Source organism: Micromonospora sp. NPDC051227, assembly GCF_044455385.1.
In the GTDB taxonomy this organism is placed as follows: Bacteria; Actinomycetota; Actinomycetes; order Mycobacteriales; family Micromonosporaceae; genus Micromonospora.
Genome location: NZ_JBITET010000001.1, coordinates 798,288 through 824,962 on the forward strand (window position 1 = coordinate 798,288; position 26,675 = coordinate 824,962).

Annotated in this window: 25 protein-coding genes; 12 read left to right on the top strand and 13 right to left on the bottom strand. The window is 71.0% G+C overall.

The genetic code is table 11. The features are described 5' to 3' along the window. Positions 1 to 100 precede the first annotated feature (100 nt). Positions 101 to 250, top strand: a complete 150-nt coding sequence (locus tag ACIA47_RS03675; protein WP_396705168.1) for a hypothetical protein — start codon at positions 101 to 103, stop codon at positions 248 to 250. On the opposite strand, the gene ACIA47_RS03680 is transcribed toward ACIA47_RS03675, so the two are convergent. After that, positions 228 to 1,163: a cyclase family protein gene (locus ACIA47_RS03680; protein ID WP_396705170.1), complete on the bottom strand. Its 936-nt coding sequence runs from the start codon at positions 1,161 to 1,163 to the stop codon at positions 228 to 230. The genes ACIA47_RS03675 and ACIA47_RS03680 overlap by 23 nt on opposite strands. A 122-nt stretch (positions 1,164 to 1,285) precedes the next feature. Beyond that, positions 1,286 to 2,173, bottom strand: a complete 888-nt coding sequence (locus ACIA47_RS03685; protein ID WP_396705172.1) for a DUF1963 domain-containing protein — start codon at positions 2,171 to 2,173, stop codon at positions 1,286 to 1,288. Between the two features lie 272 nt (positions 2,174 to 2,445). On the opposite strand from ACIA47_RS03685, the gene ACIA47_RS03690 reads away from it, so the two are divergent. Further along, positions 2,446 to 3,636, top strand: coding sequence for an amidohydrolase family protein (locus ACIA47_RS03690; RefSeq protein WP_396705174.1), 1,191 nt, complete (start codon positions 2,446 to 2,448; stop codon positions 3,634 to 3,636). A 34-nt stretch (positions 3,637 to 3,670) separates the two neighbouring features. Here the strand turns inward: ACIA47_RS03690 and ACIA47_RS03695 are convergent, their stop codons facing one another. After that, complete coding sequence (locus ACIA47_RS03695; protein WP_203119803.1) at positions 3,671 to 4,105, bottom strand: glutaredoxin domain-containing protein; 435 nt, start codon at positions 4,103 to 4,105, stop codon at positions 3,671 to 3,673. A 260-nt stretch (positions 4,106 to 4,365) separates the two neighbouring features. On the opposite strand from ACIA47_RS03695, the gene ACIA47_RS03700 reads away from it, so the two are divergent. From ACIA47_RS03700 to ACIA47_RS03715, 4 genes are all read left to right on the top strand, one after another. Further along, the gene (locus ACIA47_RS03700; protein ID WP_396705176.1) at positions 4,366 to 5,880 is read left to right on the top strand and encodes a family 43 glycosylhydrolase; all 1,515 of its coding nucleotides are present in this window, start codon (positions 4,366 to 4,368) and stop codon (positions 5,878 to 5,880) included. A gap of 62 nt (positions 5,881 to 5,942) precedes the next feature. Next, complete coding sequence (locus ACIA47_RS03705) at positions 5,943 to 7,601, top strand: RICIN domain-containing protein (RefSeq protein ID WP_203119799.1); 1,659 nt, start codon at positions 5,943 to 5,945, stop codon at positions 7,599 to 7,601. A 117-nt stretch (positions 7,602 to 7,718) separates the two neighbouring features. Continuing rightward, positions 7,719 to 8,243, top strand: a complete 525-nt coding sequence (locus ACIA47_RS03710; RefSeq protein ID WP_396705178.1) for a hypothetical protein — start codon at positions 7,719 to 7,721, stop codon at positions 8,241 to 8,243. Positions 8,244 to 8,343: 100 nt separating this feature from the next. Further along, positions 8,344 to 10,164 carry an RICIN domain-containing protein gene (locus tag ACIA47_RS03715; RefSeq protein WP_396705180.1) on the top strand — a complete coding sequence of 607 codons (1,821 nt, stop codon included), beginning with the start codon at positions 8,344 to 8,346 and terminating at the stop codon, positions 10,162 to 10,164. A 69-nt stretch (positions 10,165 to 10,233) separates the two neighbouring features. On the opposite strand, the gene ACIA47_RS03720 is transcribed toward ACIA47_RS03715, so the two are convergent. After that, on the bottom strand, positions 10,234 to 11,496 hold the full coding sequence (locus ACIA47_RS03720) for a prolyl oligopeptidase family serine peptidase (RefSeq protein WP_396705182.1): 1,263 nt from the start codon (positions 11,494 to 11,496) through the stop codon (positions 10,234 to 10,236). 164 nt (positions 11,497 to 11,660) lie between these two features. After that, entirely contained in the window at positions 11,661 to 12,260 is a 600-nt protein-coding gene (locus ACIA47_RS03725; RefSeq protein WP_203119793.1) for a hypothetical protein, read from the bottom strand. Positions 12,261 to 12,377: 117 nt separating this feature from the next. Here ACIA47_RS03725 and ACIA47_RS03730 point away from each other — a divergent pair, with 117 nt between their 5' ends. From ACIA47_RS03730 to ACIA47_RS03745, 4 genes are all read left to right on the top strand, one after another. Then, positions 12,378 to 14,693: an ATP-binding protein gene (locus ACIA47_RS03730; protein ID WP_396705354.1), complete on the top strand. Its 2,316-nt coding sequence runs from the start codon at positions 12,378 to 12,380 to the stop codon at positions 14,691 to 14,693. Positions 14,694 to 14,760: 67 nt separating this feature from the next. Beyond that, on the top strand, positions 14,761 to 15,909 hold the full coding sequence (locus ACIA47_RS03735; protein ID WP_396705184.1) for a sensor histidine kinase: 1,149 nt from the start codon (positions 14,761 to 14,763) through the stop codon (positions 15,907 to 15,909). Then, positions 15,906 to 16,568 carry a response regulator gene (locus tag ACIA47_RS03740; RefSeq protein ID WP_396705186.1) on the top strand — a complete coding sequence of 221 codons (663 nt, stop codon included), beginning with the start codon at positions 15,906 to 15,908 and terminating at the stop codon, positions 16,566 to 16,568. Before ACIA47_RS03735 ends, ACIA47_RS03740 begins: the two co-directional genes overlap by 4 nt. Before the next feature lie 98 nt (positions 16,569 to 16,666). Then, positions 16,667 to 17,311 carry a DUF2306 domain-containing protein gene (locus ACIA47_RS03745; RefSeq protein WP_238410671.1) on the top strand — a complete coding sequence of 215 codons (645 nt, stop codon included), beginning with the start codon at positions 16,667 to 16,669 and terminating at the stop codon, positions 17,309 to 17,311. On the opposite strand, the gene ACIA47_RS03750 is transcribed toward ACIA47_RS03745, so the two are convergent. Genes ACIA47_RS03750 through ACIA47_RS03785 form a run of 8 tightly spaced genes read right to left on the bottom strand, consistent with a single transcriptional unit; the run spans position 17,298 to position 23,511 of the window. Beyond that, positions 17,298 to 18,119, bottom strand: coding sequence for an IclR family transcriptional regulator (locus ACIA47_RS03750; RefSeq protein ID WP_396705189.1), 822 nt, complete (start codon positions 18,117 to 18,119; stop codon positions 17,298 to 17,300). The two genes, ACIA47_RS03745 and ACIA47_RS03750, sit on opposite strands and share 14 nt — an antisense overlap. After that, entirely contained in the window at positions 18,116 to 18,496 is a 381-nt protein-coding gene (pcaC, locus tag ACIA47_RS03755; RefSeq protein WP_203119787.1) for a 4-carboxymuconolactone decarboxylase, read from the bottom strand. Before pcaC ends, ACIA47_RS03750 begins: the two co-directional genes overlap by 4 nt. Further along, positions 18,493 to 19,272 carry a 3-oxoadipate enol-lactonase gene (gene pcaD, locus ACIA47_RS03760; protein WP_396705191.1) on the bottom strand — a complete coding sequence of 260 codons (780 nt, stop codon included), beginning with the start codon at positions 19,270 to 19,272 and terminating at the stop codon, positions 18,493 to 18,495. Before pcaD ends, pcaC begins: the two co-directional genes overlap by 4 nt. Further along, positions 19,269 to 20,609 carry a 3-carboxy-cis,cis-muconate cycloisomerase gene (gene pcaB / locus ACIA47_RS03765; protein WP_396705193.1) on the bottom strand — a complete coding sequence of 447 codons (1,341 nt, stop codon included), beginning with the start codon at positions 20,607 to 20,609 and terminating at the stop codon, positions 19,269 to 19,271. Before pcaB ends, pcaD begins: the two co-directional genes overlap by 4 nt. Then, a complete protein-coding gene (gene pcaG / locus ACIA47_RS03770) occupies positions 20,584 to 21,156 on the bottom strand; it encodes a protocatechuate 3,4-dioxygenase subunit alpha (RefSeq protein WP_203118989.1) in 573 nt (190 codons plus the stop codon). The genes pcaB and pcaG overlap by 26 nt, the downstream gene beginning before the upstream one ends. Further along, complete coding sequence (gene pcaH, locus ACIA47_RS03775) at positions 21,149 to 21,898, bottom strand: protocatechuate 3,4-dioxygenase subunit beta (protein ID WP_396705196.1); 750 nt, start codon at positions 21,896 to 21,898, stop codon at positions 21,149 to 21,151. The genes pcaG and pcaH overlap by 8 nt, the downstream gene beginning before the upstream one ends. Continuing rightward, positions 21,895 to 22,665: a CoA-transferase subunit beta gene (locus tag ACIA47_RS03780; protein ID WP_396705198.1), complete on the bottom strand. Its 771-nt coding sequence runs from the start codon at positions 22,663 to 22,665 to the stop codon at positions 21,895 to 21,897. Before ACIA47_RS03780 ends, pcaH begins: the two co-directional genes overlap by 4 nt. A 27-nt stretch (positions 22,666 to 22,692) precedes the next feature. Beyond that, the gene (locus tag ACIA47_RS03785) at positions 22,693 to 23,511 is read right to left on the bottom strand and encodes a CoA transferase subunit A (protein ID WP_396705200.1); all 819 of its coding nucleotides are present in this window, start codon (positions 23,509 to 23,511) and stop codon (positions 22,693 to 22,695) included. A gap of 297 nt (positions 23,512 to 23,808) precedes the next feature. Between ACIA47_RS03785 and ACIA47_RS03790 the strand changes: the two genes are divergently transcribed. Together ACIA47_RS03790 and ACIA47_RS03795 are read left to right on the top strand one after the other, a co-directional pair. Further along, positions 23,809 to 25,269 carry a benzaldehyde dehydrogenase gene (locus tag ACIA47_RS03790; RefSeq protein ID WP_203118964.1) on the top strand — a complete coding sequence of 487 codons (1,461 nt, stop codon included), beginning with the start codon at positions 23,809 to 23,811 and terminating at the stop codon, positions 25,267 to 25,269. An 18-nt stretch (positions 25,270 to 25,287) separates the two neighbouring features. Further along, positions 25,288 to 26,469: a 4-hydroxybenzoate 3-monooxygenase gene (locus tag ACIA47_RS03795; protein WP_396705202.1), complete on the top strand. Its 1,182-nt coding sequence runs from the start codon at positions 25,288 to 25,290 to the stop codon at positions 26,467 to 26,469. Positions 26,470 to 26,675 lie beyond the last annotated feature (206 nt).

A 26,675-nucleotide genomic window follows, 5' to 3' on the forward strand; every position in this document is an offset into this window, starting at 1 on the left:
GGCACCACGGCTGACAACCCTGCCAGCAATTCATAGACTTCGATCTGTCATCGCATTATGCCGCACCGGCGTCGGCCCCGGGGGCCGGTAGCGTGGTGCGGTGGCTACCACTGCGAAGCTGGCGCCGGGCGTGCAGTTCGACCCCGTCGACCTGGCCTGGTGCCCGGCCGGCGTGGTTCCCCTGATGGTGCTGCACCACCTGGTACGCACTGCCGCCGCCGCGACGGTCAGAACGTGGCGATCGGGTTGACCGGGCTGCCGGACGTGCCGGCGAAGCGGACCGGTGCGACCGCCAGCTGAAAGTCCCACTGGCCAAGCTCCGCGGCCGTCGTCGCGCACGCCTCCAGGTCGCAGTTGTCGAGCATCCACAGACCCATCGCGACGAGACTCACGGCGTGGACCGGCATCAACACGTCGTCGTACCCCGACGGCTGAACGTCCTGGGGCGTGTCAGCGCCGATCAGCGCCGCCCCCCGTTCGTGCAGCCACGGCAGGCAGGACGCGTGCCAGCCGGCCTGCGTGAAACCGCTGGCCGCCCCGTTCTCGTGCCGGAAACGGCCATAACCGGTCCGCAGGAGCACCGCGTCGCCGGGTCGCACCTGCACCCCCTGGCGACGCTCGGCCTCCACGAGATCGTCGGGATACACGCCCTCCCCCGGCTCCAGCCACGGCACGCCGCGGGCCGCCGCAACGTCCAGCAGGACACCACGCGTGACGATCCCGTTCGCGGCCGCCGTGACGGCCGCCCATGCCGAGCCCGTCGCGGCGTCGACAAACGAGTGCGACCGCCCGTTGTACATCGTGCCGTCCCAGTAGATGTGGCACGGCGAGTCAAGGTGGGTGAGGGTGTTGCCGTGGTACGAGATGCCGAGCCGCTCGGACGAGAAACCCCAGCGCCGGTCGGCGTGGAAGGCGGGCGGCATGTTCTCCGCACCCGGCATGTCGGCGGTGCACGGGCACGTCGTCGTCGACCGCTCCATGTCTGCCGGCGCGGTGACCTCCCACGCGCAGGACACGCTCCTGCCGTGTCGCACGGCCCGCGCCGCCGCGAGCCGGACGTCGTCGGTGATGTGGTTCAGCGTTCCGCGCTCGTCGTCGTGGCCCCACCGCCCCCAGTTCGACAGCGTGTCGAAGTACGCGAGCACCTCGTCCTGGGTCGGCATGGGTCGTCCCGCCGTCATCTCAGCACCGACTCCTCTGTCACGGGGGTTCGAGTCACCACAGGTCAGGGTAGCCCGCCGCTTGATCGACGGACGGCCGCAGGCACCGCAGCGGCGCTGGTGTCCTACTCGCTGAACTCGGTCACCGAGAGCGCCAGGTCCAGCCGACCGGCCGCCAGGTCGTCGTGGCGGATGACGAAACTGCCGTAGTAGTACTCGTCGGCCGGGGAGAACCGCGCGAGCGACACCCACTCGCTCGTCAACCGGTGCTGCTCCTTCTCCAGTTGGGTGTACCACTGCGCCACCGGGACGACGATCTCACCGGCCTTCTCCCGCCCGGCGAGGGTCTGCTCCGCGATACTCCTGATCACCTCGTCGTCGGCGTAGCCACCGATTTCGGCGCTGGCGAGTCCTTCATCGGGTGGCCAGAGGTCGTCGGCCAGCGCACGGAGCTCGTCCAGGTGCGGCAGGTCAACCTCCAGGTCACGGGCCAACTGCTGCTGGAAGGGCGACAGGTCGTCCTCGTCGTCGTCCTCGTCCTCGTCGTCGGTCGCGATCCACGGGGGCAGTTCCGCGCGGAGTCTGGCGTGGAGGTCGTACTGCTCGCCGACGAACGTGGGGTCGCTGGGTTCTTCCGCCACCTCGGTAGCGGCGTCGGCCGGGACATACACGACTCGCGCGTATCTCCGGTCCCCGGTGCCACCGGCCAGGTGGTCCTCCTGGTGGTTCAGGAAGAAGAGCAGCGAGCCGTCTGCCGGCAGGCCGATACCGTCGACTCTCGGCAGCGCCGCACAGTCCACGGAGAAGACGAACGGCAACGGATCGGCTCCGGCGGTCGGCCAGCCCATGCCCACCGGCAGTCGGGGCAACCCACCGAACTGCCCGACCGGGGAGTCGCCGGAACCCCCACTCAACCGGATCGCCAGACGCAGGTGTTCGGTGAACCTGCTGATTTCGTCGTCCGGAATGCCCACCTCGAGCGCGGCACGGCGGAACTGCCCTTGATGATCCATGGCCCCGCATAATGCCATCGAGGTACGACGCGAGGACGCCCGGCGACCGGATGGACCGACTTATCGGCATTGTCGCGAGGAACATCCCGTCCTCGGGCAGGAATGTGTCAGCGGGCCACTAACCCGGCAGGGGGAAGAGATATCGCTCTGCCGAGGGAGGCTGTGCACCCTGCGGTGGTGCGATGGTCAGACCGTGACCGGTGGCCGCCAGCGGACGAGGGCATCGCGGGCGTCGGTGGTGACAGCAGTGGCCGAGCGGGGTGAAGGTGACGATGACGCAGCATGCTGTCCGGGTGGCCCGGATGTTCGACGGCGAACGGCTCGTGGACGGCGGGGTGCTGGTCCTGCTCGACGAGGGGCGCATCGCCGAGGTCCGCCGGGGTAACGCCGAGGCGCCGGAAGGCTGGCCGGTGCGGGAGGAGCCGAACGGCACGCTGCTGCCCGGTCTGGTCGACGCGCACGTGCACCTGTGCGCCGACGCCGGGCCGGACGCGCTCGGCCGGCTCGCGGAGCGGCCCGAGTCGGACCTCGACGGGGTCGTCGAGGCGTCGCTGCGTACGCACCTGGCGGCCGGCGTCACGACGGTCCGGGACCTGGGTGACCGACGCGGCGCGGTGCTGCGTTGGCGGGATCGGCGGGTGCGTGGCGACCTTCCGACGGTGGTGGGGTCGGGCGCACCGGTCACCAGCGTCGGCGGGCACTGCTGGTCGTTGGGGGGTGAGGCGAGCGGTGTCGACGGGGTTCGCGAGGCCGTACGTCTGCGGGCTGCGGCCGGCGCCGATCTGGTGAAGGTCATGGCCAGCGGTGGGGTGTTCACGCCGGGCACCGACACCACGAGGCCGCAGTTTTCCGACGAGGAGCTGACCGCCACGCTGACGCAGGCCCATGATCTGGGCCTGCCGGTGACCGCGCACGCGCACGCGCTCAGCGCGGTCGAGCAGGCGCTGCGCGTCGGCGTGGACGGCATCGAGCACTGCACCTGCGTCGCAGCGGCCGGCGCCCGTGTCCCCGCTGAACTCGCGGACCGACTGGCCGCGTCGGGGGTGGCGGTCTGTGCCACGCTCGGCACCGACCCGGCCGTGGTCACGCCACCGGACGTGGTGGAGATGGCGGCGCGGGCCGGGCTCAGCGAGGCCGCGCTGCGCGACGGCGTTGCCACCCTGCACCGGGCCGGGGTCCGCCTGGTGGCCGGTTCGGACGCGGGCCTCGGCCCCGCGAAGCCGCACGGAATCCTGCCCGAGACGCTCGTCGAGTACGTGGTCTGCGGCATTCCCGCCACCGTCGCCCTCGCCGCGGCCACCTCGGTCGGTGCCGAGGTGTGTGGCCTGGGACGACGCAAGGGCCGCGTCCACCCCGGATTCGACGCCGACCTGCTGATCGTGGACGGCGATCCGACGAGCGACATCACGGTGCTGCGCCGCCCGCTCGCGGTGTACCTCGCCGGTGACCCGGTGGTGAGATGACGATGCCACCGGGTGGAGACGTGTCGAGGCGGATTCAGGACGAGCGGAGTTGCTCGCGGAACCAGGCCCGGTCGGGGTTGACGACAGCCCGATCGCCGAGCACGACCGTGGGCACCGTCTCGTTGCCGCCGGCCACCGCCCGGACGGCGGCGGCAGCGTCGGGGTCGCGCCAGATGTCGACCCAGTGCGCCCGCCGGGCAAGCCGGCCGAGGGAGAACCGGAGCCGCAGGCAGTAGTGACAGCCGGGACGCCAGTAGACGATCGGCCGACCGTCCACCGCGCTGGCCTGTTGCGCCTCCGCGGCGCCCACCGAGCGGGGGAAGGCCCACGGCGACAGCAGCAGCGCCAACGCCAGGAAGACCAGCAACTCGACGCCGCCGACGACGGGCAGACCGGCGGTCAGTTGCGTCACCGCCACCAGCACGCCGCACGTCGCCATCAGGATCGCCAGCACCCACCGTCGCAGCACGCCGAGGACCCTACCTCCAGGTATGCGATGGCGGCTGTTCCGGCCAGTTCGGCGACCATGACGCCTTGACATGTATCGATGTTAACGCCAACATGAACTCCGCCACCCGATAGCAACGCCACCGTCACATTCCCAGCCCCTTCCCGCCTCTCCCCCGGTCCTGCCCGACGTCGCCGCGTGGCGTCGACCGGACCGGCCACGGCATCGCCGCGGTGCTACAGGTGCTGGTCAATGGCCGTTCCCAATCTCGCGGAGGACACATGCCGCTGCCATTCCCTCGAGCCGACCCGAACACCCGTCGGGCCGTCCGCCGGGGGCCTGCCGGCCACGGTGTCCCTCGGCGTCTGCGGTCGACGCTGGCCGCAGTGCTGGTGGTGCTGGCCGTGTCGGCCGGCCTGCCCCTGGCCGCGCCGGCGCAGGCCGCGCCAGCCGTCAACTACACCAACCCATTGGTGAACCAGCGGGCCGACCCGCACATCTTTCGGCACACCGACGGCTACTACTACCTGACCGCAACGGTGCCGCAGTACGACCGGATCGTGCTGCGCCGGGCGACCACCCTGCAGGGGTTGGCCACGGCCGCGGAGACGACGATCTGGAGCCGCCACACCAGCGGAGAGATGGGCGCCCACATCTGGGCGCCGGAGATCCATTTCATCAACAACCGGTGGTACGTCTACTTCGCCGCGGGCCGCACCGACGACGTGTGGCGGATCCGGATGTACGTGCTGGAGAACGCCAACGCCAATCCACTCACCGGTTCGTGGACCGAACGCGGCCGGATCACGACACCTTGGGACACCTTCAGCCTGGACGCCTCGACCTTCGTCGCCAACGGGGTGCGCTATCTGACCTGGGCACAGCAGGAGCCGTCGATCGGAAACAACTCCAACGTCTACCTCGCCCGGATGGGTGCCAACCCGTGGCAGATCACCGGCACGGTGACCCGGCTCGTCGTCCCGACGTACGACTGGGAGACCCGCGGCTACCGGGTCGCCGAGGGACCGGCGGTGATCCAACGAAACGGCCGGATCTTCCTGACCTACTCGGCCAGCGCCACGGACGCCAACTACTGCCTCGGGATGCTGAGCGCCTCCGCCAGCGCGAACCTGCTCGACGCCGCCTCCTGGAGCAAGAGCCCCAGCCCGGTGTTCGCCAGCAACGCCGCCACCGGCCAGTACGGCCCCGGCCACAACTCGTTCACCGTCTCCGAGGACGGGCAGAGCGACATCCTCGTCTACCACGACCGGAACTACCGCGACATCACCGGCGATCCGCTCAACGACCCGAACCGACGCACCCGGCTGCAGAAGGTGTACTGGAACGCCGACGGCACTCCGAACTTCGGCATCCCGGTGCCCGATGGGGCCACACCGGTGCGGCTGCGCTCACACGACCAGGCCAGCAGCTACATCCGGCACTACGACTACCGGGCACGGATCGAGCCGAACGTGACCAACCTGGCCGACACCCAGTTCCGCATCGTCACCGGCCTCGCCGGTGGCGGCTCGGTGTCGCTGGAGTCGACCAACTTCCCCGGTTACTACCTACGCCACCGGGGCTACGCCCTGTACGTGGAGAAGAACGACGGCTCGGCGCTGTTCGGCGGCGACGCGAGCTTCCGTCGTCAAGCCGGCCTCGCCGACAGCGCCGGGATCTCCCTGGAGTCGCAGAACTTCCCGGGCCGCCACGTGCGCCACCGGGACGGACTGCTCTTCATCGAGGCGGTCAGTTCGAACGCCGACCGCGCCTCGGCCACCTTCCACCTCGAGTAGGTGCCCGCGGTCGTCGACACCCGTTCAGGTTCGCCCGGAGCCCATTCCAGCCAGGAGGAGCGATGCCCTTCACCATCAGCAGAAGGCCGTCCGGCGGCGGGTCGATCCGTCGCGGCCGGCGTACGGGCCTGGTGCTCGCCATGATCACCACGCTGGTCGGCGCGGCCGGTGCCGCTCTGGTCGGCGCACCGCCGGCAGCGGCGGCGAGCATCGACACCAACGCCTACTACGTCCTGGTCAATCGGAACAGCGGCAAGGTCCTCGACGTCCGGGACACCTCGACGGCAGACGGCGCGGTGATCCAGCAGTGGTCCCGTAACGACGGCGCGTGGCAACAGTTCCAGTTCGTCTCCTCCGGCAGCGGCTACTACCGCCTCAAGGCCCGGCACAGCGGCAAGGTCGTCGACCTCTGGGAGTGGAACACCGCCGACGGCGCCGAGTACCGCCAGTGGTCCGATGTCAACGGCACCAACCAGCAGTTCCAGGTCCTCGATTCCGACGGCGGCCACGTCCGACTGATCAACCGCCACTCCGCGAAGGCACTCGAGGTCTGGGAGCGGTCCACGGCCGACGGCGGCCGGATCAGTCAGTACGCCGACCTCAACGGGACGAACCAGCAGTGGCAGCTGGTCGCGGTAGGCGGCGTCAGCACGCCACCCACCACCGGCTGTGGCAGCGGGTCGAGCAACGCCGAGGCCGTACTGAGCGGGAGCACCTGGACGGCCCGCAACGGCTCGTCGACTGTCTACTCGGGTTCGGACATGCTGTCGGCGATGCAGGCGGCGGTCAGCTCACTCTCGGCGGGTCGTACGTCGAAGCAGCGGGTGGTGGTTCGCGGCTCCGGCTCGATGAGCGCGGGCTCGCGGTTGTCGCTGCCGTCGTACACGACCCTGGCCGTGTGCGGCACGATCAACGTGACCGGGTCCGGCTCGGGCGACCAGGCGCCGGTGTACTCCCGGGGAACCACCGACGTCGAGGTGCAGAACCTCACGCTGACCGGTTCGCCGTTGTACGGGATCTTCATGCGCAACGTGAACAACCTGACTCTCGGGCAGATCGACATGCGGCTCTCGGCCGGTCTGGGCGTCCGCATCGACAACCATGGTGGGGATCGAGCGGTAAAGGTGCGCAACATCCGCATCGACAACGTGTACGTGTCGGGGACCGGCACCCACGGGGTGGAGACGTACGGCGTGGACGGTCTGACGATCGGCACGGTCACGGCCCGGAACACCCGGGATTCGGGCCTGCTGCTCAACGACACGATCAACGCCACGATCGGCACTGTCGACGCGCAGGGCGCCGGGGCGGGCACCGGGTACGCGGCGTTCCGGATGGCCAACCGCAACGGCCGGGTGGGCAACTCGTACCCGACAAACATCCGGGTCGGAACCGTGCTCGCGTCCGGCGGTGGTCGGGGGATCTTCTGCGTGTCCGAGTCGGGTGGCGCGGTCATCGACCGGGTGACCATCTCGAACACCGGCAACAACGCGATCCTGGTGGAGAACTGCTACAACGTCGTCATCGCCGGGGTGTCCGGAACGGTGACGGGCGGCGGCGAGGTGAGGATCGCGGCCCGTACCGAGTTCCCGATCTCCTCCGGCATCCGGTTCCAGAATCTGACCGTCAGCGGCACCAACATCACCCAGAGCCCCTGCGGTGGAGCGAACAACACGATCAGCAACGTCACCCGGGTCAACTCGACGCTGACCTGGTGTTGAACCGGCGAGGAGCGGCCGCCCGGGTTCGGGACGGCCGCTCCTCAGTCGGATCGTGGTGCTTCCGCCCGGACCTGTCGCGGGTTTCGCCGGCTGGCGCTTCCGGGTAGCGGATGGCCCATGAACCGCAATCTCGTCAAGGCTCTGCAGGTCGCGTGGGAGCTGCCGGAGTTCCGCTCCGGAGTGCGACACGTCGTCGATCTTGAGGAGATCGGGGGGCTGCTGGCCACCCTGTCCGTTCCCGACCATGACCACGAGGTCGAGCGCAGCCTGCTGAACCTGCTGCGGTCCGCCTTGGACACGGTCGAGATTCGGGAGGCGGTGTTGCTGCTGCTGGAGCAGGACGAGGTCCGCAGGCCGCTCGTCGCGGCGGCGGTGGAGCCGCTGGCGGACCGACCGGGTCAGGCTGCCGCCATAGCGTCGGCGGCCGAGGATCCGGCGGTGCGGCGTGAGGTGCGGGCGGTGCTGGCCAGCGCCAAGGTGCGCGAGCTGATCTGGCAGGCGATCGAGAACCAGCTGAGTGACAACCGGCTCGGTCTGATCCGCCGGGCGGCGGTGCTGTTCGTGTGGCACCCGCGCGTCCGGCGCCTCGCCTGGGCGGTACGCCGGCACGGCGTGTTGCGGGAACTACGCCGCAAGCAGTGATCCACGCTTGTCGATGCCAGAGGCGCAACAAGTCTGTTAGCGTTAACACTTACGACGATCAATCAAGGCCGGAGTGATCGTCGGGATCACGGGCAACCCCGTGTCAGTGCAGCAGACCGGTGCCGACCGGGCCAACGGCACCGAGAAGGCGCGCACCACCACCACCCAGGAGGACACGACAATGACGCAAGATCAGAATGAGCAGATGACCGGCGAACGGAAACGGCTTACCCGGCGAACCGTCCTGACGACGATGGGGGCCGTGCCGGTAGCAGCGGTCGCGACGGTCGTGGGGGCCACCGAAGCCGTTGCCGCACCTGCGAGCATCAACCCGTCCGCGACGCGACAGACGATCCGAGGCTTCGGCGCCATGGCCCACGCGGCCTGGATCGGCGACCTGACCGCCGCCCAGCGCGACACGGCGTTCGGCACCGGCGAAGGCCGGCTGGGGTTCTCCCTGCTGAGGATCCCGGTCAACGAGAACCAGGCGGACTGGAGCCGTGATCTGGCGACGGCGCAGCGTGCGGTCGCGCTCGGCGCCACCGTCTTCGCGTCGCCGTGGAACCCGCCGACCAGCATGATCGAGACCTTCACCCGCGGCAACCAGACCAACGCGAGACGGCTCCGATACAGCTCGTACGGCGCCTACGCCACGCACCTGAACGACTTCACCACCTACATGCGCAACAACGGGGTGAACCTGTACGGCATATCGGTGCAGAACGAGCCGGACTACGCGGCCGAGTGGACGTGGTGGACGTCCGCGGAGATGCTCCGGTTCCTGCGGGATAACGCTGGCTCGATCAGCACCAGGGTCATCGCGCCGGAGTCCTTCCAGTACGTGAAGTCCGTGTCGGACCCGATCCTCAACGACTCCGCGGCGCTCGCCAACGTGGACATCATCGGTGCCCACCTCTACGGCACCTCGTACGCGAACTTCCCCTACCCCCTCTTCAAGCAGAAGGGCGCGGGCAAGGAACTCTGGATGACCGAGGTCTACTACCCCAACAGCAACACCAATTCGGGCGACGCCTGGCCCGAGGCGCTCGACGTGGGGGAACACATCCACCGCGCCATGGTGGACGCCGAGTTCCAGGCGTACGTCTGGTGGTATCTCCGGCGCAGCTACGGTCCCATGCGGGAGGACGGCCAGATCAGCAAGCGCGGTGCCATGATGGCGCACTTCGCCAGGTTCGTCCGCCCCGGATACGTACGGATCGACGCAACGGCGAACCCCGCGTCGAACGTCTACGTCTCGGCGTACCGGGGTGGCGACACCGTCGTCATCGTCGCCGTCAACAAGAACACCTCGTCGGTGAGCCAGCAGTTCACACTGTCCAACGCCACCGCGTCCGGCAGTGTGTCGAACTGGCTGACCGACGGGAGCAGGACCGTGGCGCCCCAGGGCGCGCTGAACATGTCGAACGGCTCGCTCACCGTCACGCTTCCCGCCCGAAGCGTGATGACCTTCGTCACCAGCGTGAGCGCCACCAGCCCCGGGGACACCTACAAGCTGGTCAACGTCGACACCGGCCTGGTTCTCGGCGTACAGAACATGTCCACCGCCGATGGCGGTCTGGCCGTGGTGTGGGGTGACAGCGGCACCGCCGACCACAACTGGGTCCGGGTCACCGACGGCAACGCGTTCCGGTTCCGCAACGTCAACAGCGGCAAGGTCCTCGGCGTCGAGAACATGTCGACCGCCGACAACGCCCGCGTCCTGCAATGGAGCGACAACGGCACCGCGGACCACCGCTGGACTCTGGTGGCCAACAGCGACGGTTCCTACCGGATCCGTAACGTCAACAGCGGCAAGGTGCTCGCCATCCTCAACGGATCCAGCACCTGGGGCACCCAGGCCGTCCAGTACGCCGACAACGGCAGCACCAGGAACAACTGGCGCCTGACCCAGGTCAGCTGAACGTCAGCGGCTCCGGGTCGACCTCGCAGGTCGACCCGGAGCCGAACTCCCGTGTCACCGGACGTCAGATCACCGACGACGGCGGGCCATCCACTGCCAGATGTGGGTGCCGTTGAGGCTCGGGTCGTTGCGGGCGACGTAGATCCAGGACCAGTGGCCGGGGAACTGGTAGCCGTTCCAGACGACGTGGTCGTACAGACTGATCAGGGATCCCGGGATGAGGTTGTGGGCGTGGATCGTGTTGGTCTCGGGTGGCACTGTGTCGTCGTCGCGTGAGGTGACCAGCCAGGTCGGGGTCCGGATCTTCGCCAACTCGGCGTCGGAGATCAACGGCGGGCCCTCCCCGCTGAGCGGCTCGACGACCCCGCAGATCGGCACCGACGCGGCGAACAGGTCGGGATAGGTCGTGGTCATCTCCAGGGACATGTAGCCGCCGTTGCTGCACCCGACCACGTAGATCCGGTCGGGGTCGACACGCTTGCGACGTACGAGGTCCTGAATGATCTCGTGGATCAGCGGGGCGAACCGGGGGCCGCCCTCCATCCAGTAGGAGGTGCTCTGCGGAGCGACGACGTACGCGCCGGAGAAGATCCGCTGAGCCTGCGGGGTGGCGAAGCCGAGCGCCCCTCGGTTGGCGCGCAGTGTGGTCTCGTTGTCGTAGTAGTCGTCGGGCAGCGAGGCACCCTCGCCGCCACCGTGCAGCCAGACGATCAGCGGTCGCCGGCCGTGCCGGGGCGAGTGGTCGGGCGAGTACAGCCGGTATTTCAGGCCCGAGCCCGAGACGTGGTAGCTGAAGGCGTCCACCTCGGGGTTCGACAGCCCTGCCTGCATGAAGCGGCTGATGGTGACCGGTGAGCCGCGACGCCGGACGAGCGGGGTGTTCTGGGTGATGGTGTAGACGAGGTCCAGCCGGACGTTGCGGCCCCTGCTCAGGATGTAGCCGAGGGTGCCACCGCCGGGCTGACCTTCGGCGTGGCTCAGCTCCAGCACGATGTTCCCGTGCCGGTCGAGCCGGGCCGCGGTCACCGTGCGGTCCAGGTCGTACTCGCTGAAGATCTGGTCTCCGGGAGCGATCGGGATCGGGCTGGTGGCCTTGGCGTGCACGCTGAACGTGGCGGGGGTCAGCCCGGCCGGGTCGATCGGCCCGAGTCGGCCGGTGTCGAGGGTGACCGAGGTGACCTGCTCACCGCCGTCGAGCGTTCTCGCGTCGAGGGTGAAGCTCACGCTGGTGCGATGATGGCCACCGGCGTGCGCGGCGACGCCGGGCAGGGCCAGGCCGATGGCGGCACCGGCCCCACCGGCCAGAACGGTGCGACGAGTGACAGGCGACATGCGGGCCCCCGTACCTTGCGATGTAGACCTTCATCGATTGAACTTCAACGTAACGTGGTGGAGATCCGCTGGCAACCGATGCCGACACGGGTGATCAGGGCGCCCCACGAGCTACCGGGGAGACGCCCTGATCAATCATGAGAGCAACGCCGCCCCCGACACCGTCAGCTCAGCCGCTGGAACACGGAGAACGGGTAGACCCAGGCGGGGTTGAAGATGAGGCCCAGTCGGTGCAGGTACCGCTGGCAGGTGTTCGGCTGCGCCGGGTCGGTGCAGAAGGTCACCCACAGCTCGGAGTACCCGTCCTTCTCGGTCGGGCTGTAGTTGACGATCTGGTCGCGCACCACGAACTGCATCGAGGTCAGTCGGGGGTCCTGCACGTCGTTGGGGAAGGAGAGGGAGGTGTCCAGGCCGTACAACACGATCTCGTTGGAGAACAGGCAGACGCTCGCCTGGAAGTACAGCTCATAGATGGTGGTGTAGGTGGCGGTCTCGTAGACCTCCTCGGAGACCTCCTCGCGATAGCAGGGGGTGCCCGGCGGGAAGGCGGGCGGCGTGGGCACCGGGATCGCGTTGGTCGTGATGTCACCGGTGGTGCGCGCCGCCCTGCCCGACGATGTCGCTCGCAGACCACCGTCGGCGCAGGCCGCCTTCGTCTTGCAGACGGCCGCGTCGGGCGCCGCCGACGCGGCGGCCGCCGGCACGGTGAGCGTCGCCGCGAGCACGGTCAGGGCCAGGACCAGAGGCTTGAGATGTACGGACACATGACCTCCAATGGTTCGATCAGTGCGCTCTGCACCCGGGCAGGATCGCCGATCGGACCGGGCCTCTGGCCGGAATTCCGTACACCGCCGTACACTGACGAACGTCGATTGTCGACTGTGGGGGGCGGCGCGCTGGATGCTGCGGGGGCGCAAACGTCCAACGACCTCGCCGGGTTGTTGCGGGCGTTACGACGCAGGCACGCACGCCAGCAGGGCGACGGTGAGCTGACCTACCGAGAGCTGGCCGCCCGCACCGGCTGGTCGCACACCGCGATCGCGGAATACCTCACCGGCAAGACGCTGCCGCCCACCGACCGGCTCGACGCCCTGGTCCGGCTCCTCGGTGCCACGCCGGCCGAGCAGGGCGCGCTGGCCACCGCCCGGGACCGGATCGAGGAGAGCCGCCGCCGCGCGCCGCGCGCACCCGATCGGATGACGCCCCGGCAGTTGCCCGCCGACGTGGCCAGCCTCGCCGGGCGTGACGACGAGTTGGCCCTTCTGGACAAGCTCGTCGCCGCGCCCACCGCCGTCGTGGTCGCCGCGATCTCGGGCACCGCCGGGGTGGGCAAGACCGCCCTGGCCGTGCACTGGGCGCATCGCGTCGCCGACCGGTTCGACGACGGTCAGCTCTACGTCAACCTGCGCGGCTTCGACCCACGCGGGCAGGCGCTGAGCGCGGCGAAGGCGCTGCACGGCTTCCTGGACGCGCTCGGGGTGCCGGCCGCCCGGGTGCCCGCCGACCTCGACGCCCAGGCCGCCCTGTACCGCAGCGCGCTGGCCGGCAAACGGATCCTCATCGTGCTGGACAACGCCCGCGACGCCGAACAGGTCCGTCCGCTGCTGCCCGGCACACCCACCACCATGGTGCTGGTGACGAGCCGCAACCAGCTCACCTCGCTGGTCAGCCTCGACAGCGCGCACCCGATCCCGCTCGGCCTGCTCAGCCGCGACGCGGCCAGTCACCTGCTCACCCATCGGCTCGGCGCCGAACGGGTGGCCGTCGAGCCGGCGGCCGCCGAGGCGATCATCGCCGCCTGCGCCCGGCTACCGCTGGCGTTGAGCATCGCCGCCGCCCGAGCCCAGCAGTCCGGCTTCCCGCTGGCCACCCTCGCCACCGAGCTGGGGACCGCCGGTCAGCGGTTCGGCGTCCTGGACGCCGGTGATGCGGTCGGCGAGGTGCGGGCGGTGTTCTCCTGGTCGTACACCGCGCTCACCGCGCCGGCGGCCGGCCTGTTCCGCCTGCTGGGTCTGCACCCCGGCCCGGACATCACGGTGGCCGCGGCGGCGAGCCTGGCCGGCCTCCCGGCGGATGGAACCCGCCGGCTGCTGACCGAGCTGATCCGGGCGAACCTGCTCGCCGAGTACCGACCCGGCCGGTTCACGGCGCACGACCTGTTGCGGGCGTACGCCGCCGAACTCAACGACGGCACCGATCCCGAGGCGGACCGCCGGGCGGCCACGACCCGGCTTCTCGACCACTACACCCACACCGCCCACACCGCCGATGCCCTGCTGCGCCCGCACAGCGACCCGGTCGACCACCTCGTCACCCCGCCCGCGCCCGGTGTGCGGCCGGAGCAGCCCGCCACCCACGCGGAGGCGATGGCCTGGTTGACCGCCGAGCATCCGGTCCTACTCGCCGCGCTCCGCCAGGCCGCCGGTGCCGGATTCGACGCGCACACATGGCGGCTGGGGCGGGCCCTCGACACGTTCCTGGACCGGCAGGGGCACTGGCAGGACCGCGTCGAAACCTGCCGGGCGGCCCTGCGCGCCGCCGAGCGTCTCGGCGACCCGGTCGCGCAGGCCGTAGCACACCGCTTCCTCGCCGGCGCCCACACCGTGGTCAACCAGTACGCCGACGCGCTGGGCCACCTCGAAAGGGCCCTCGACCTGTACGTCCGCGGCGGAGACCCCGAGGGCGAGGCGCGTACGCACCAGAACCTCGCCTCGCTGTGGGACCGGCAGGGCGAGCCGCGGAAGGCGCTGGAGCACTCGAAGCGGACCCTCGTCCTGGCCCGGGCCACCGGCCACCGTAGGGCCCAGGCCGACGCGCTCAACGCGGTCGGCTGGTGCCATGCCCAACTCGGCGAGCACCTCGCGGCGTTGGCGTACTGCGAGCAGGCGCTCGCACTCCTCCAGCAGCTCGACGACCGCGCCGGCGAGGCCGCCACCTGGGACAGCCTCGGCTTCGCGCACCACCACCTCGGCCGGTACGGCCGGGCCGTGGAGTGCTACCAACGCACGCTCGAGCTGACCCGCGACCTCGGGGACCGCTGGGGTGAGGCGGACACCCTCAGCCGGCTCGGCGACACCCGGCACGCGCTCGGCGACCCCACCTCCGGTCGGGCCGACTGGCAGCGGGCACTGGACATCCTCACAGCCCTCGACCACCCGGACGCCGCCGCCGTCCGCGCCAAACTCCACCCCGCCTGATCCACCAGCAACCAGGCCACCCGAGTCGTACTTTGGGACGATCTGGAGTGGCACCACCGTTCGTACCATGAGTCCCATGCACCCTCGCCTGCACGCGGTGTTGGCCGAGCCGCGGGTCTCCCCCGCCCCGTCGCGGACGTGGCGCGACTGGGCGGTGATCGCGGTCCTCGCGCCGGCGATCGTGGTGGAAGGAATCCTCCGACCCGATCTGCCCTGGCGGGTGGGCTGCGTCGTCGTCGCGCTCGCGCTGCTGCCCACGATCCTGTGGCGGCGGACCAAACCACTCGCGATGGTGGTGATCGCGTTCGGCTGCACGACGGTCGCCCCGTACGTGCTGCCCGGTGATCCCTGCCAGCTCGTCACGGCGAGCTTCCTGGTCCTGCTGGCCTACGCGCTGTTCCGCTGGGGCTCCGGCCGGGACGCCGTGCTCGGTTCGTTCTTCGTGGTGGCCAAGGTGACCGCCGCCGGCCTGGTCGGCTCGATCGACGGTGGCGAACTGGTCGCCGGCTTCGCGGTGATGTTCGCCGCCGCCACGCTGGGTGTCGCGATCCGTTTCCGCGCCGCCGCCCGGCTGCGCGAGCTCGACCAGGTGAAGCTGTTGGAGCGGGAACGGCTCGCCCGTGACCTGCACGACACGGTGGCCCACCACGTGTCGGCGATGGCGATCCGCGCCCAGGCCGGCATCGCCGCGTCGACGAGCCAGCCGGGTGCCGCCGTCGAGGCGCTGCACACCATTGAGGCCGAGGCGTCCCGGGCGCTTGCCGAGATGCGCGCGATGGTGCGTGTCCTGCGCCGCGACGAGCCCGCCGACCTGGGGCCCAACCCGCAGGTCGCCGACATCGAGCGGCTCGCCGGCCAGTTCCGCACCGGGCCGACCGTCGACGTGGATCTGCGCGGCGACCTCGGCGACCTGCCACCCACTGTCGGCTCGGCGCTCTACCGGCTGGCCCAGGAGTCGGTCACCAACGCCCGTCGCCACGCTCGCCACGCCACGCGCATCGAGGTCAGCGTCGCGGCCGACGACACGTCCGTGCGGCTGCGGGTCAGCGACGACGGCGAAACCGGTGCCGCCCGCCCGACCGGCTTCCCCGGGTTCGGCCTGGTGGGCATGATGGAGCGCGCCGACCTGCTCGGCGGCACCTGCGAGGCCGGCCCCAACCCCGACCGCGGCTGGACCGTCACGGCCGTGCTCCCCCGCGAGGGGGTCGGCGCGTGACGGTTCGCGTGCTGGTGGCGGACGACCAGGAGATCGTCCGCACCGGCCTCACCATCATCCTTAACACGCAGCCGGGCATCGAGGTCGTCGGTGGGGCTGGCGACGGCCGGCAGGCGGTCGAGCTCGCCCGGCGGCTCCGCCCCGACGTGTGCCTGTTCGACATCCGGATGCCGGGCATGGATGGCATCGAAGCCACCCGGGCGCTCGCCGGGCCGACGGTCCCGGAGCCGCTCGCGGTGGTCGTCATCACGACCTTCGACCTCGATGAGTACGTGTACGCGGCGCTGCGGGCCGGCGCTCGCGGCTTCCTACTCAAGGAGGCCGGTCCCGACCTGCTCAGCCAGGCCGTGCACGCCGCCGCCAACGGGGACGCGCTGATCGCGCCGAGCGTCACCACGCGGCTGCTGAAGGCGTTCGCCGACGCGGATCCAGCCGTGCCGCGCCAGCAGCCCATCGAGGCGCTCACCGACCGGGAGGAGCAGGTCCTGGTCGCCGTCGCGCGGGGACGCACCAACCAGGAGATCGCCGACGAGCTGTACATCACTTTGAGCACGGTCAAGTCGCACGTCACCAGCCTGATGACCAAGCTGCGGGTGCGTAACCGGGTCGAGGTGGCGATGTGGGCGTACGAGACCAACCGCCGCCGACGGCACTGGTGACCGGCGAAAGTACGACGACGGCGTCCGACCATGGGCCGACCCGGTCGCGGCCCATGTGCCGATGAACGGGAGCGGGTGCGGCGTCCACCATCGGTGGCATGACGATGCGCGAGTGGCGGCTACCGGCCGCGGTGATCCTGCTGGGCCTGATACCGATGCTCGCCGGCGCGGGGCGGCTCACCGAGCTGGGCAGCGGACCGGAGGTCACCGCGGCGAACGCACGCTTCGTCGCCGATCCGCTGCCGGTGGTGCTGCACATCGTCGGCGCGGTGGTGTACACGATCCTCGGCGCGTTCCAGTTCGTACCCCGTCTGCGCCGGCACGCCTGGCACCGCCGGGCCGGCCGGGTGCTCGTCCCCTGTGGGCTGACGGTCGCGTTCACCGGGCTGTGGATGGCCTTCGCGTACGACCTGCCGGCCCATGACAACGACGTGCTCGCCGGTATGCGGCTCGTCTTCGGCTCGGCCATGGCCGGCTCGATCCTGGTCGGTTTCGGTGCCGTGCTCCGCCGGGACATCGCCCGGCACCGCAGGTGGATGGTGCGCGGCTACGCGATCGGCCTCGGAGCCGGCACCCAGGCGTTCACCCACGCGCCGTACCTCATCGCGACCGGCGAGCAGCCCGACGGGAACCTCCGGGCCGGGCTGGTGGTCGCCGGCTGGTTGATCAACCTGGCGGTGGCCGAGTGGTACCTGCGCCGTCCGGCGCGGGTCGTCACCGCGCCGGCCCTCAAGCTGAGCTGAGCCCGTCGGCCGTCGGTGACCGGCTCAGGCCGCCCCGGATGTCCTCCTCGATCCGCTTCGCGGCGGCCAGCAGCGGCGGGAGCAGCTCTCGACGGATCATCTCGAAGGACCCCCGGCTGGCGTGCGCGGAGACGTTCACCGAGGCGATCACCGACCCGTTCTCGCCGTGGATCGGCGCGGCCACCGAACGCAGCCCCTCCTCCAACTCCTGGTCCACGATGGCGTACCCCTGAGCGGCGATCTTCGTCAGGACGGCGCGCAGCTTGACCGGGTCGGTGACGGTGCGCCGGGTCAGCGGCCGCAGCTGCGCGGTGGCGAGGTAGTCGTCCAGCCACTCCACCGGTTGCGCGGCGAGCAGCACCCGGCCCATGGAGGTGGCATACGCGGGGAACCGGGTGCCGACGCTGATCCCCACGGTCATGATCCGCTTGGTGGGCACGCGGGCGACGTAGACCACCTCGTCGCCGTCGAGCACCGACACCGAGCAGGACTCGTGCACCTGCGCGACCAGCGCCTCCATGTGCCGCTGCGCGACCTCGGGCAGGCTCAGGCTGGACAGGTAGGCATAGCCGAGTTCGAGGATCCGGGCCCGCAGCGAGAAGAGCCGGCCGTCGGTGTGCACGTAGCCCAACTCGACCAGGGTGAGCAGGAACCGGCGCGCCGCAGCCCGGGTCAGCCCGGTCCGTCTGGCCACCTCGCTGAGCGTGAGCTGCGGATGTTCGCCGTCGAACGCCCGGATCACCGCGAGGCCGCGCTCCAGCGACTGAACGAACTCCGGCGACCTCGTCGCCTCCTCGCTCACGCTCACCCGGCCTCCTGCCGCAGGGCCTCCCGGGCCACCTTGAACGCCCGGTTCGCCGCCGGTACACCAGCGTAGACGCCGACCTGGAGCAGGACCTCCGCCACCTCCTCCGGGCTGAGCCCGTTGCGCAGCGCGGCCCGGACATGCATCGCCAACTCCTCGTCGTGGTGCAGGGTGGCGAGCACGGCGAGGGTGACGCAACTGCGGGTCCGCCGGTCGAGGCCCGGCCGGCTCCACACCTCCCCCCAGGCGTAGCGGGTGATGAAGTCCTGGAAGTCGGCGGTGAACTCTTCCGTGCCGGCGATCGCCCGGTCCACGTGCGCGTCACCCAGCACCTGTCGACGTACCGTCATGCCCGCCTCGTGCCGCTCGCGGTCGTTCATCCGTCACCACGTCCCTCGTGGAAGTGCTCCAACAGGAGTCGGCACACCTGCTCGGGTTGCTCGACGTTGGCCAGGTGCGCCGCCGCGTCGATCACCGCCAACCGGGCCAGTGGGATGCGCCCCACGATCTCGCGGGCGTGCTCCACCGGGGTGGCCGGGTCGTCCGCGCCGGCGATCACCAGCGTCGGCGCGGCGACCCGCCCGAGGTCGGGTCGGAGGTCCATCGCGGCTATCGCCTCGCAGCAGGCTGCGTATCCGGCCGGCGACGTCGCGGTCAGCATGGCGCGGTGGGTGGCGACCACCTCCGGCCGGGCTGCGGCGAAGGCCGGAGTGAACCAGCGGGCCACCACCGCGTCGGTGATCGCCGGCAGACCATCGGCTCGAACCGTCGCGGCTCGTGCCCGCCACTGCTCGGGTGGGCCGAGCGACGCCGACGTGCAGAGCAGCGCCAGCCGCCGCACCCGGTCGGGCGAGTACGTGGCGAGCCACATGCCCACCATGCCCCCGAGGGACAACCCCGCGTAGTGGACCCGCGGCACGTCGAGGTCGTCCAGCGTCCGCAGCAGCTCCCGGCCCAGCAGGTCCAGCGTGTACGGCCCGGGCGGCACCGCCGAGCGCCCGTGGCCCAGGTGGTCGTATCGGATGACCCGGAACCGTTGGGCGAGCGCCGACAGCTGGGGTTCCCACATCGCGGCGGCGGTGCCGAGGGAACTGCCCAGCAGCAGCACCGGCGCGGCGGCCGGGCCGTCGACGGTGAGATGCAACCGGGTGGTCATCCGCCCGCTCCCCGGACGGCGGCCAGGGCACTGTCGACGAATTGGCCGGCCGAGCCGAGCCAGCGGTACGGGTCGAGTGCCTCGGCCAGCTCCGTGTCGGACAGGTGGGCACGGACCTCGGGGTCGGCGAGCAGCGCGGCGCGGAACGAGGGTTCGGCGGCGGCGCGGGTCACCAGGTCGTGTGCGACGCGGCGGCCGACGGCGGGCGCCAGGCGCGCGGCGACCGCCTCGGCGAGCAGGAGGCCGCCGGTCGCGTCGAGGTTCTCCCGCATCCGCTCCGGGCGGACCTGTAGCCCGGCCAGCATCCGGGCGCACCGGGCGGTGGCGCCACCGGCCACGTGCAGCAGATCGAGGAGCGGCTCCCACTCGGCGTGCCAGCCGCCCGCGGCCCGCTCGTGCTCCTGCACCGCCGTGGCGAACAGGGTGGCGACGAGACCCGGACCGCGTCGCGCCGCGGCGGTGACGAGGATCGAGTCCACCGGGTTGCGCTTGTGCGGCATGGCCGAGGAGCCGCCTCGTCCGGCGCCGCCCTCGGCGACCTCGCCCACCTCGTTCTGGGCGAGCAACCCGACGTCGAGCGCGATCTTGCCGGCGGCCACCAGGAGCCCACCGAGGGCGGCGGCCAGATCGAGCCAGGGTTGACGGCGGGTGTGCCAGGGCAGCGGGCTGGGCGGGAGGCCCAGGTGCGCAGCGAACCGCTCGGTGACCTCGGCGCCGGCCGGCCCGAACGCGGCAAGGGTGCCGGCCGCGCCGCCGAGTTGCGCGGGCTGTGCGGCGCGGACCTGACGCAGTCGGTCCCGGGCCTGGACCAGACCGGTCAACCAGCCGGCGGCCTTGAGCCCGAAGGTGCTGGGTGCCGCCTGCTGCCCGAGTGTCCGGGCGACCATCACGGTGTCCCGGTGGGCGTCGGCCAGCCGGGCGGCGGCGTCCACTGCCACGTCGAGCTGAGCCAGCAGCGGCCCGAGCGCCCGCACCGCCACCAGGACCAGCGCGGTGTCCAGCACATCCTGGCTGGTCGCTCCGGAATGCACCCAGGCTCGGGCGTGCTCCGGCACGGCGGCGGTCAGCTCTCGCACGAGCGGGACGACCGGGTTGCCGGTGGCGTCGGCGGCCCGGCCCAGCGCCGCCGGGTCGTACCGCTCGGCGCGGCACCACTCGGCGATCGCCTCCGCCGCCGGTACGGGCAGGATGCCGGCGTCCGCCGCGGCCCGGGCGAGCGCGGCCTCCACGTCGAGCATCGCCTGGAGCAGGGCCAGGTCGCTGAGTTCCGCGTCGACGTCCGGGGCGCCGGAGAGGCCGCCGAGCAGTCCGTCAGAGGGCGAAGAAGACGGTCTCATGGTCGCCCTGAAGGTGGATGTCGAACCGGAACCCGTCCGCGGCGGGCCTCGCCAGCAGGGTGCCACGGCGGTCGGCGTCGACGCTGCTCAGCACGGGGTCGGCGGCGTTCGCCGTCGACTCGTCGGGGAAGTAGAGCCGGGTGACGAGGCGGTGCAGCAGCCCGCGCCCGAAGACCGACAGGGTCAGGTGGGGGGCTTCGGTGCCGCCGTCCGGCTCGGGCAGCGCACCGGGCTTGACGGTCAGCAGCCGGTACCACCCCTGCCCGTCGGTCTCGCTCCGCCCGAATCCGCGAAAACCCGCGAGCGCGGGCGGCCGGGCCCCCCGGGGGTCGTCCGGATGGTCGAACCGGCCCTCCGGGTCGGCCTGCCAGCTCTCCACCATCGCGTCGATCACCGGCGTCCCGGTGCCGTCGACGATCCGACCGCTGATCCAGAATGCGCCCGGCGTGCCCTCGGGCACCACGTACGGGCCGTCGGGCCAGCGCAGACCGATGTGCAGGTACGGCCCGACGGTCTGCGCGGGCATGACGCCCAACTGCTCACTCATCATCGTCCTCGTCCTCGAAAGGGGTGCTCTCCCGGCCGCGCAGCACGATGTCGAATTCGTACGCCAACGCCCACTCCGGTGCGGTGCTGGCGTGGTCGTACCGGGCGATCATCCGTTCCCGGGCCTTCGGGTCGCGGACCGAGTTGAAGATCGGGTCCTGGAAGAAGAGCGGATCGCCCGGGAAGTACATCTGCGTCACCAGCCGCTGGGTGAACGCGCGGCCGAAGAGGGAGAAGTGGATGTGCGCCGGCCGCCAGGCGTTGTCGTGGTTACGCCAGGGGTAGGCGCCGGGCTGCACGGTGATGAACCGGTAGCGCCCCTGGTCGTCGGTGAGCGCCCGGCCCACCCCCTCGAAGTGGGGATCGAGCGGCGCCGGCCAGGTGTCCCGTGCGTCGCGGTACCGACCGGCGGCGTTGGCCTGCCAGATCTCGACCAGCGTGTGGGGTACCGGTCGGCCGTCACCGTCGCGGACCCGCCCGTGCACGATGATCCGCTGTCCCTGCGGCTCACCGTCGTGCTGGCGGGTCAGGTCGTGGTCGAGCGCACCGAGCCGCTCCTCCCCCAGCAACGGCCCGGTGACCTCGGTCAGCCGCTGCGGCAGGTGGACCAGTGGGTGTCTCGGCGCCCGCGCCACTGTCGACTTGTAGCCGGGGCTGAGCAGGGGTGGGTGGGCGTCGACGTCGTCGCGCCGGTACTGCGGTAGCACCAACCCGCTGCTGGCCTGGGTGTCCTGAGTGGTCATTGTCGTCTCCCGTCGGACTTCGTCGCCTCCAGCGCCCGCAGCACCGCGAGTTCCCGTGCCGTCGGTGGCTCACCCGTGGCCAGTCCCTCGGCGACGGCGAGGTCCCAGCCGGTGGCCGCCCGCGCCTGCTCCCGGGTCACGCCGGGGTGCAGGTGGGTCAGTGTGAGCTCGCAGGTGACCGGGTCGGGCTCGAGGACGCCGAGGTCGGTGATCACCACTCGGGGGCCAGCGCCCCGCAGGCCGAGTCGCTCCCGGTCGCCCGGGCCCGTCCCGTACCCGACCGAGGTGACGAAGTCGACCCGTTCGGTGAACGTCCGGAGGTCCTGCCGGACGATCACCACGACCTCGCCGCAGGAGGCGGCGATCTCCGGGGCGCCACCGGCGCCGGGCAGCCGGACCGTCGGGGCGTCGTAGTCGCCGCCGACGACAGTGGTGTTGATGTTGCCGTAGCGATCGAGTTGCGCGGCGCCGAGGAAGCCCACGTCGATCCGGCCGGGCTGGAGCCAGTAGTTGAACACCTCGGGCACCGAGACGACCGCGTCAGCGGTGTCGGCGAGGATCCCGTCTCCGATGGAGAGCGGAAGCCGGTCCGGCTTCGCGCCGAGGCACCCGGATTCGTAGATGAGCACCAGGTTCGGGGCGTGGGTCGCCCGGGCGAGATTCGCCGCGGTGCTGGGCAACCCGATCCCGACGAAGCAGGCCGCGCCGTCGCGTAGTTGCCGTGCTGCGGCGACGGTCATCATCTCGTCCGCGGTCCAGTCCGCCATCGCGTTCCCCTCGCTCGCTGCGCTGACTCATGCCGCCGCGTCGGCCTTGTGCACGTGCTCGTCCAGCCAGGCCCGGAAGGTGTCGCGGTGCCGGCTGACGGCGTCCCAGTCCCGGTAGAAGTCGTTGTCCCGCACCGAGTAGCCGTGGGCGTAGGAGGGGTGCGCGCCTCCGGGCACCTCGGCCACCGCGGTGACCGCCCAGCCGGGCAGGATCACCTGCCCGGGTACGGGTTCCAACTCGTCCACGATCTCCTCGACGGTGACCAGTGACCGGTGGGCGGCGAGCACCGCCTCCTTCTGCACCCCGGTGATGCCCCACATCTGCACGTTGCCGTTCCGGTCGGCGCGCTGGGCGTGCACCACCGTCACGTCCGGACGCAGGGCGGGGACGGCGGTCAGCGTCTCGCCGGTGAACGGGCAGGTGATGGGCCGGATGTTGGTGGTGTGCCCGGGCAGGTCGGTGCCGGTGTAGCCGCGCAGGACGGCGAACGGCAGCCCGGACGCCCCGGCGACGTACCGGTTGGCCATGCCCGCGTGACTGTGCTCCTCCAGGTCGAGTGGACGTGGCCAGGCGTGCTGCACGGCGTCCCGGAAGCGGTGCAGCGAGCCGACGCCCGGGTTGCCACCCCAGGAGAAGACCAGGCGACGGGCGCAGCCCGCCCCGATCAGCTGGTCGTAGATGACGTCGGGGGTCATCCGCACGAGGGTCAGATCCTGCCGTCCCTGGCGGATGATCTCGTGACCTGCGGCGAACGGAATGAGGTGCGTGAACCCTTCCAGGGCCACCACGTCGCCGTCACGGACCAGGTGCGCCACGCCGTCGGTCAGCGAGACGAGCTTCGCCATGGGCCTCCCCGCCTCCTGGGTGAACCGCGCTGCCCGCCAGCCGTTCGCTATGCGGACTGCCGTACTCATCTCGAACGTACGACGGGGAACGACATCCGTCAACGACAGGCCGGACCGCCGTCCACAGTGCGCGGCAATCACGCCGGGCGATGCGTTGACGCGAGCCGGACCACGTGCCAACGTTCATGCAGAGAACGGCCGTTCGGTAAGCGAACACCTCCGGGCCCTTCGTGAGCGGAAGTCCGCCCGGTCACCCCGGGACCAGCCCACCGGCCCCACGCTCCGAGGAGGACCGCCATGACACTGCTGGACGTCACGACCTGGCAGGGCACCCTGCACAGCGACGGCTGGGTGGAACCGGCCGGCGGCACGGCACCCGTGCGCTCCCCCGCCACCGGCGAGGAGATCGGCCAGGTCGGCGTGGCGAACGCCGAGGACGTGACGCGCGCCTGCGCTCGCGCCGCTGCCGCTCAGCGCGCCTGGGCCGCCACCGGCTACGCCGAGCGGGCCGCGGTGCTGCGCCGGGCCGGGCAGCTGTTCGAGCGGCACGCCGCCGAGATCGGCGATTGGATCGTGCGGGAGTCCGGGTCCATCCCACCCAAGGCCGGCGTCGAGACCGACACTGCGGCGCAGGAATGTTACGAGGCGGCGGCGCTGGCCTCGCACCCGCTCGGCGAGATCATCCCGAGCGCGCAACCGCGGCTCAGCCTGGCTCGCCGGTTGCCCGTCGGCGTCGTCGGGGTCATCGCGCCGTTCAACTTCCCGCTCATCCTGGCCACCCGTTCCGTCGCCCCGGCCCTGGCGCTGGGCAACGCCGTGGTGCTCAAGCCCGATCCGCGCACGGCGGTCTGCGGCGGTGTCTCGATCGCCCGGGTCTTCGAGGAGGCCGGCCTGCCCGACGGGCTGCTGCACGTCCTTCCCGGCGGGGTCGAGGTCGGCGAGGCGCTGGTGGCCGACCCGAACGTACGGGTGATCAGCTTCACCGGGTCGACCGCTGCCGGCCGCAAGGTCGGCGAGGCGGCAGCACGCCACCTCAAACGCGCACACCTCGAACTCGGTGGCAACTCGGCGCTGATCGTGCTCGACGACGCCGATCTGGACCTCGCGGTCTCCGCCGGCGCCTGGGGGTCGTTCCTGCACCAGGGCCAGATCTGCATGACCACCGGCCGGCACCTGGTGCACGAGAGTCTGTCCGAGCGGTACGTCGAGCGGCTGGCGGAAAAGGCGAACCACCTGCCGGTCGGCGACCCGGCGAAGGAGCAGGTGGCGCTCGGGCCGATCATCGACGAGCGCCAGCGCGACAAGGTCCACGCACTGGTCACGGCGAGCGTCGACGCGGGTGCCCGACTGGCCGCCGGGGGCACGTACGAGGGGCTGTTCTATCGGCCGACGGTGCTCACCGACGTCACCCCCGCGACCCCGGCGTACGCCCAGGAGGTCTTCGGCCCGGTCGCGCCGGTGATCACCTTCGCCGACCAGGACGAGGCCGTGCGGTTGGCCCGGCAGACCGAGTACGGCCTGTCGCTGGGCATCCTGGGCCGCGACGTGATGAGGGCGATGGCCCTCGCCGACCGGATCCCCAGCGGGATCGTGCACATCAACGATCAGACGGTGAGCGACGAGGCGGTGGCGCCGTTCGGTGGGGTGGGGGCGTCGGGCACCGGCTCCCGGTTCGGTGGGGCCGCAGCGAACGTCGAGGCGTTCACCGAGACCCAGTGGCTCACCGTGCAGGGCGCCATCACGCGGTACCCGTTCTGACGCCGGGAGGAGAGGGGCATGCCGGGAATGCGTACCCAGGTCGGCATCGTCGGCGCCGGGCCGGCGGGGCTCATGCTGTCGCACCTGCTGCACCTGCGCGGAATCGAGTCGGTGGTGCTGGAGAGCCGCAGCCGCGACCACGTCGAGCACCGGCTCCGGGCCGGGGTCCTCGAACAGGGCTCGGTCGACCTGCTCTGCCGCAGCGGCGTCGGTGAGCGGCTGCGACGGGAGGGGCTGCGCCACGAGGGCATCGAGCTGCGCTTCGCCGGGGAGTCGCACCGGGTACCGATGGCGGATCTGACCGGGCGGGCGATCACCGTCTACGGGCAGCAGGAGGTGGTCAAGGACCTGATCGCCGCCCGGCTCGCGGCCGGCGGCGCGATCCTCTTCGAGGCCGACGCGGTAGGCCTGGACGGTCTCGACTCGGACTCACCGGTCGTCCACTTTCGACGGGACGGGCGGGCCGAGGAGCTGCACTGCGATTTCGTGGCCGGCTGCGACGGGTTCCACGGGGTGAGCCGCGGCGCGGTGCCCGAGGGGGTGCTGACCACCTACGAGCGGGCGTACCCCTTTGCCTGGTTGGGCGTCCTCGCCGCAGCGGCCCCGGCGGTGGACGAACTCATCTACGCCAACCACGAACGGGGCTTCGCCCTCTACAGCATGCGCTCCCCCGAGATCTCTCGGCTGTACCTACAGGTCGCACCGGACGAGGACATCGCCGCGTGGCCGGACGAGCGGATCTGGACGGAGCTGCGGGCCCGGTTGGAGACGGTGCCGGGATGGTCGCTCAACGAGGGGCCGATCCTGGAGAAGTCCATCACCCCGATGCGCAGCTTCGTGGTCGAGCCGATGCGGTGGGAGCGGTTGTTCCTGGCCGGGGACGCCGTGCACATCGTCCCACCCACCGGCGCGAAGGGCATGAACCTTGCCCTCGCCGACGTCGCGCTTCTCGGGGACGCGTTCGCCGCGTGGTACGACGGGGGCCGCACCGATCTGCTGGATGCCTACTCGGCCACGGCGTTGCGCCGGGTCTGGCGGGCCCAGCACTTCTCCTGGTGGATGACCTCGATGCTGCACCGGCTGGAGCGCGACGACCCGTACGAGACGAAGCTGCAGACCGCCACGCTGAGGTACGTCGCCACCTCCGAGGCGTACGCCAGGAGCCTGTCCGAGAACTACGTGGGCCTGCCCGAGGTCTGAGCGCGAGCCGGTGCGACGCCTCCACAGCAGAGCGTTGTTCAACTTAATTATGACGGGCGTCAGAAATTATTGACTTTCAATGCCGGGGTGACTGACCATGGCCAACACAGCGGCGTGCGCCCCCACGCAGCGGTAGTTCACCTGCAGATCCGAGGCATCCGCCGACTTCCGACGCACCCACCACCCCGCCCAGGAAGGGCCTCGTC

Bases quoted from the DNA above. Each gene is read 5' to 3' on its own strand.
- ACIA47_RS03680 (WP_396705170.1), bottom strand. From the start codon at position 1,163: ATGCCGACCCAGGACGAGGTGCTCGCGTACTTCGACACGCTGTCGAAC.
- ACIA47_RS03685 (WP_396705172.1), bottom strand. From the start codon at position 2,173: ATGGATCATCAAGGGCAGTTCCGCCGTGCCGCGCTCGAGGTGGGCATT.
- ACIA47_RS03690 (WP_396705174.1), top strand. From the start codon at position 2,446: ATGACGCAGCATGCTGTCCGGGTGGCCCGGATGTTCGACGGCGAACGG.
- ACIA47_RS03700 (WP_396705176.1), top strand. From the start codon at position 4,366: ATGCCGCTGCCATTCCCTCGAGCCGACCCGAACACCCGTCGGGCCGTC.
- ACIA47_RS03705 (WP_203119799.1), top strand. From the start codon at position 5,943: ATGCCCTTCACCATCAGCAGAAGGCCGTCCGGCGGCGGGTCGATCCGT.
- ACIA47_RS03710 (WP_396705178.1), top strand. From the start codon at position 7,719: ATGAACCGCAATCTCGTCAAGGCTCTGCAGGTCGCGTGGGAGCTGCCG.
- ACIA47_RS03720 (WP_396705182.1), bottom strand. From the start codon at position 11,496: ATGTCGCCTGTCACTCGTCGCACCGTTCTGGCCGGTGGGGCCGGTGCC.
- ACIA47_RS03735 (WP_396705184.1), top strand. From the start codon at position 14,761: ATGAGTCCCATGCACCCTCGCCTGCACGCGGTGTTGGCCGAGCCGCGG.
- ACIA47_RS03745 (WP_238410671.1), top strand. From the start codon at position 16,667: ATGACGATGCGCGAGTGGCGGCTACCGGCCGCGGTGATCCTGCTGGGC.
- pcaC (WP_203119787.1), bottom strand. From the start codon at position 18,496: ATGAACGACCGCGAGCGGCACGAGGCGGGCATGACGGTACGTCGACAG.
- pcaD (WP_396705191.1), bottom strand. From the start codon at position 19,272: ATGACCACCCGGTTGCATCTCACCGTCGACGGCCCGGCCGCCGCGCCG.
- pcaB (WP_396705193.1), bottom strand. From the start codon at position 20,609: ATGAGACCGTCTTCTTCGCCCTCTGACGGACTGCTCGGCGGCCTCTCC.
- pcaG (WP_203118989.1), bottom strand. From the start codon at position 21,156: ATGAGTGAGCAGTTGGGCGTCATGCCCGCGCAGACCGTCGGGCCGTAC.
- pcaH (WP_396705196.1), bottom strand. From the start codon at position 21,898: ATGACCACTCAGGACACCCAGGCCAGCAGCGGGTTGGTGCTACCGCAG.
- ACIA47_RS03780 (WP_396705198.1), bottom strand. From the start codon at position 22,665: ATGGCGGACTGGACCGCGGACGAGATGATGACCGTCGCCGCAGCACGG.
- ACIA47_RS03785 (WP_396705200.1), bottom strand. From the start codon at position 23,511: ATGGCGAAGCTCGTCTCGCTGACCGACGGCGTGGCGCACCTGGTCCGT.
- ACIA47_RS03790 (WP_203118964.1), top strand. From the start codon at position 23,809: ATGACACTGCTGGACGTCACGACCTGGCAGGGCACCCTGCACAGCGAC.
- ACIA47_RS03795 (WP_396705202.1), top strand. From the start codon at position 25,288: ATGCCGGGAATGCGTACCCAGGTCGGCATCGTCGGCGCCGGGCCGGCG.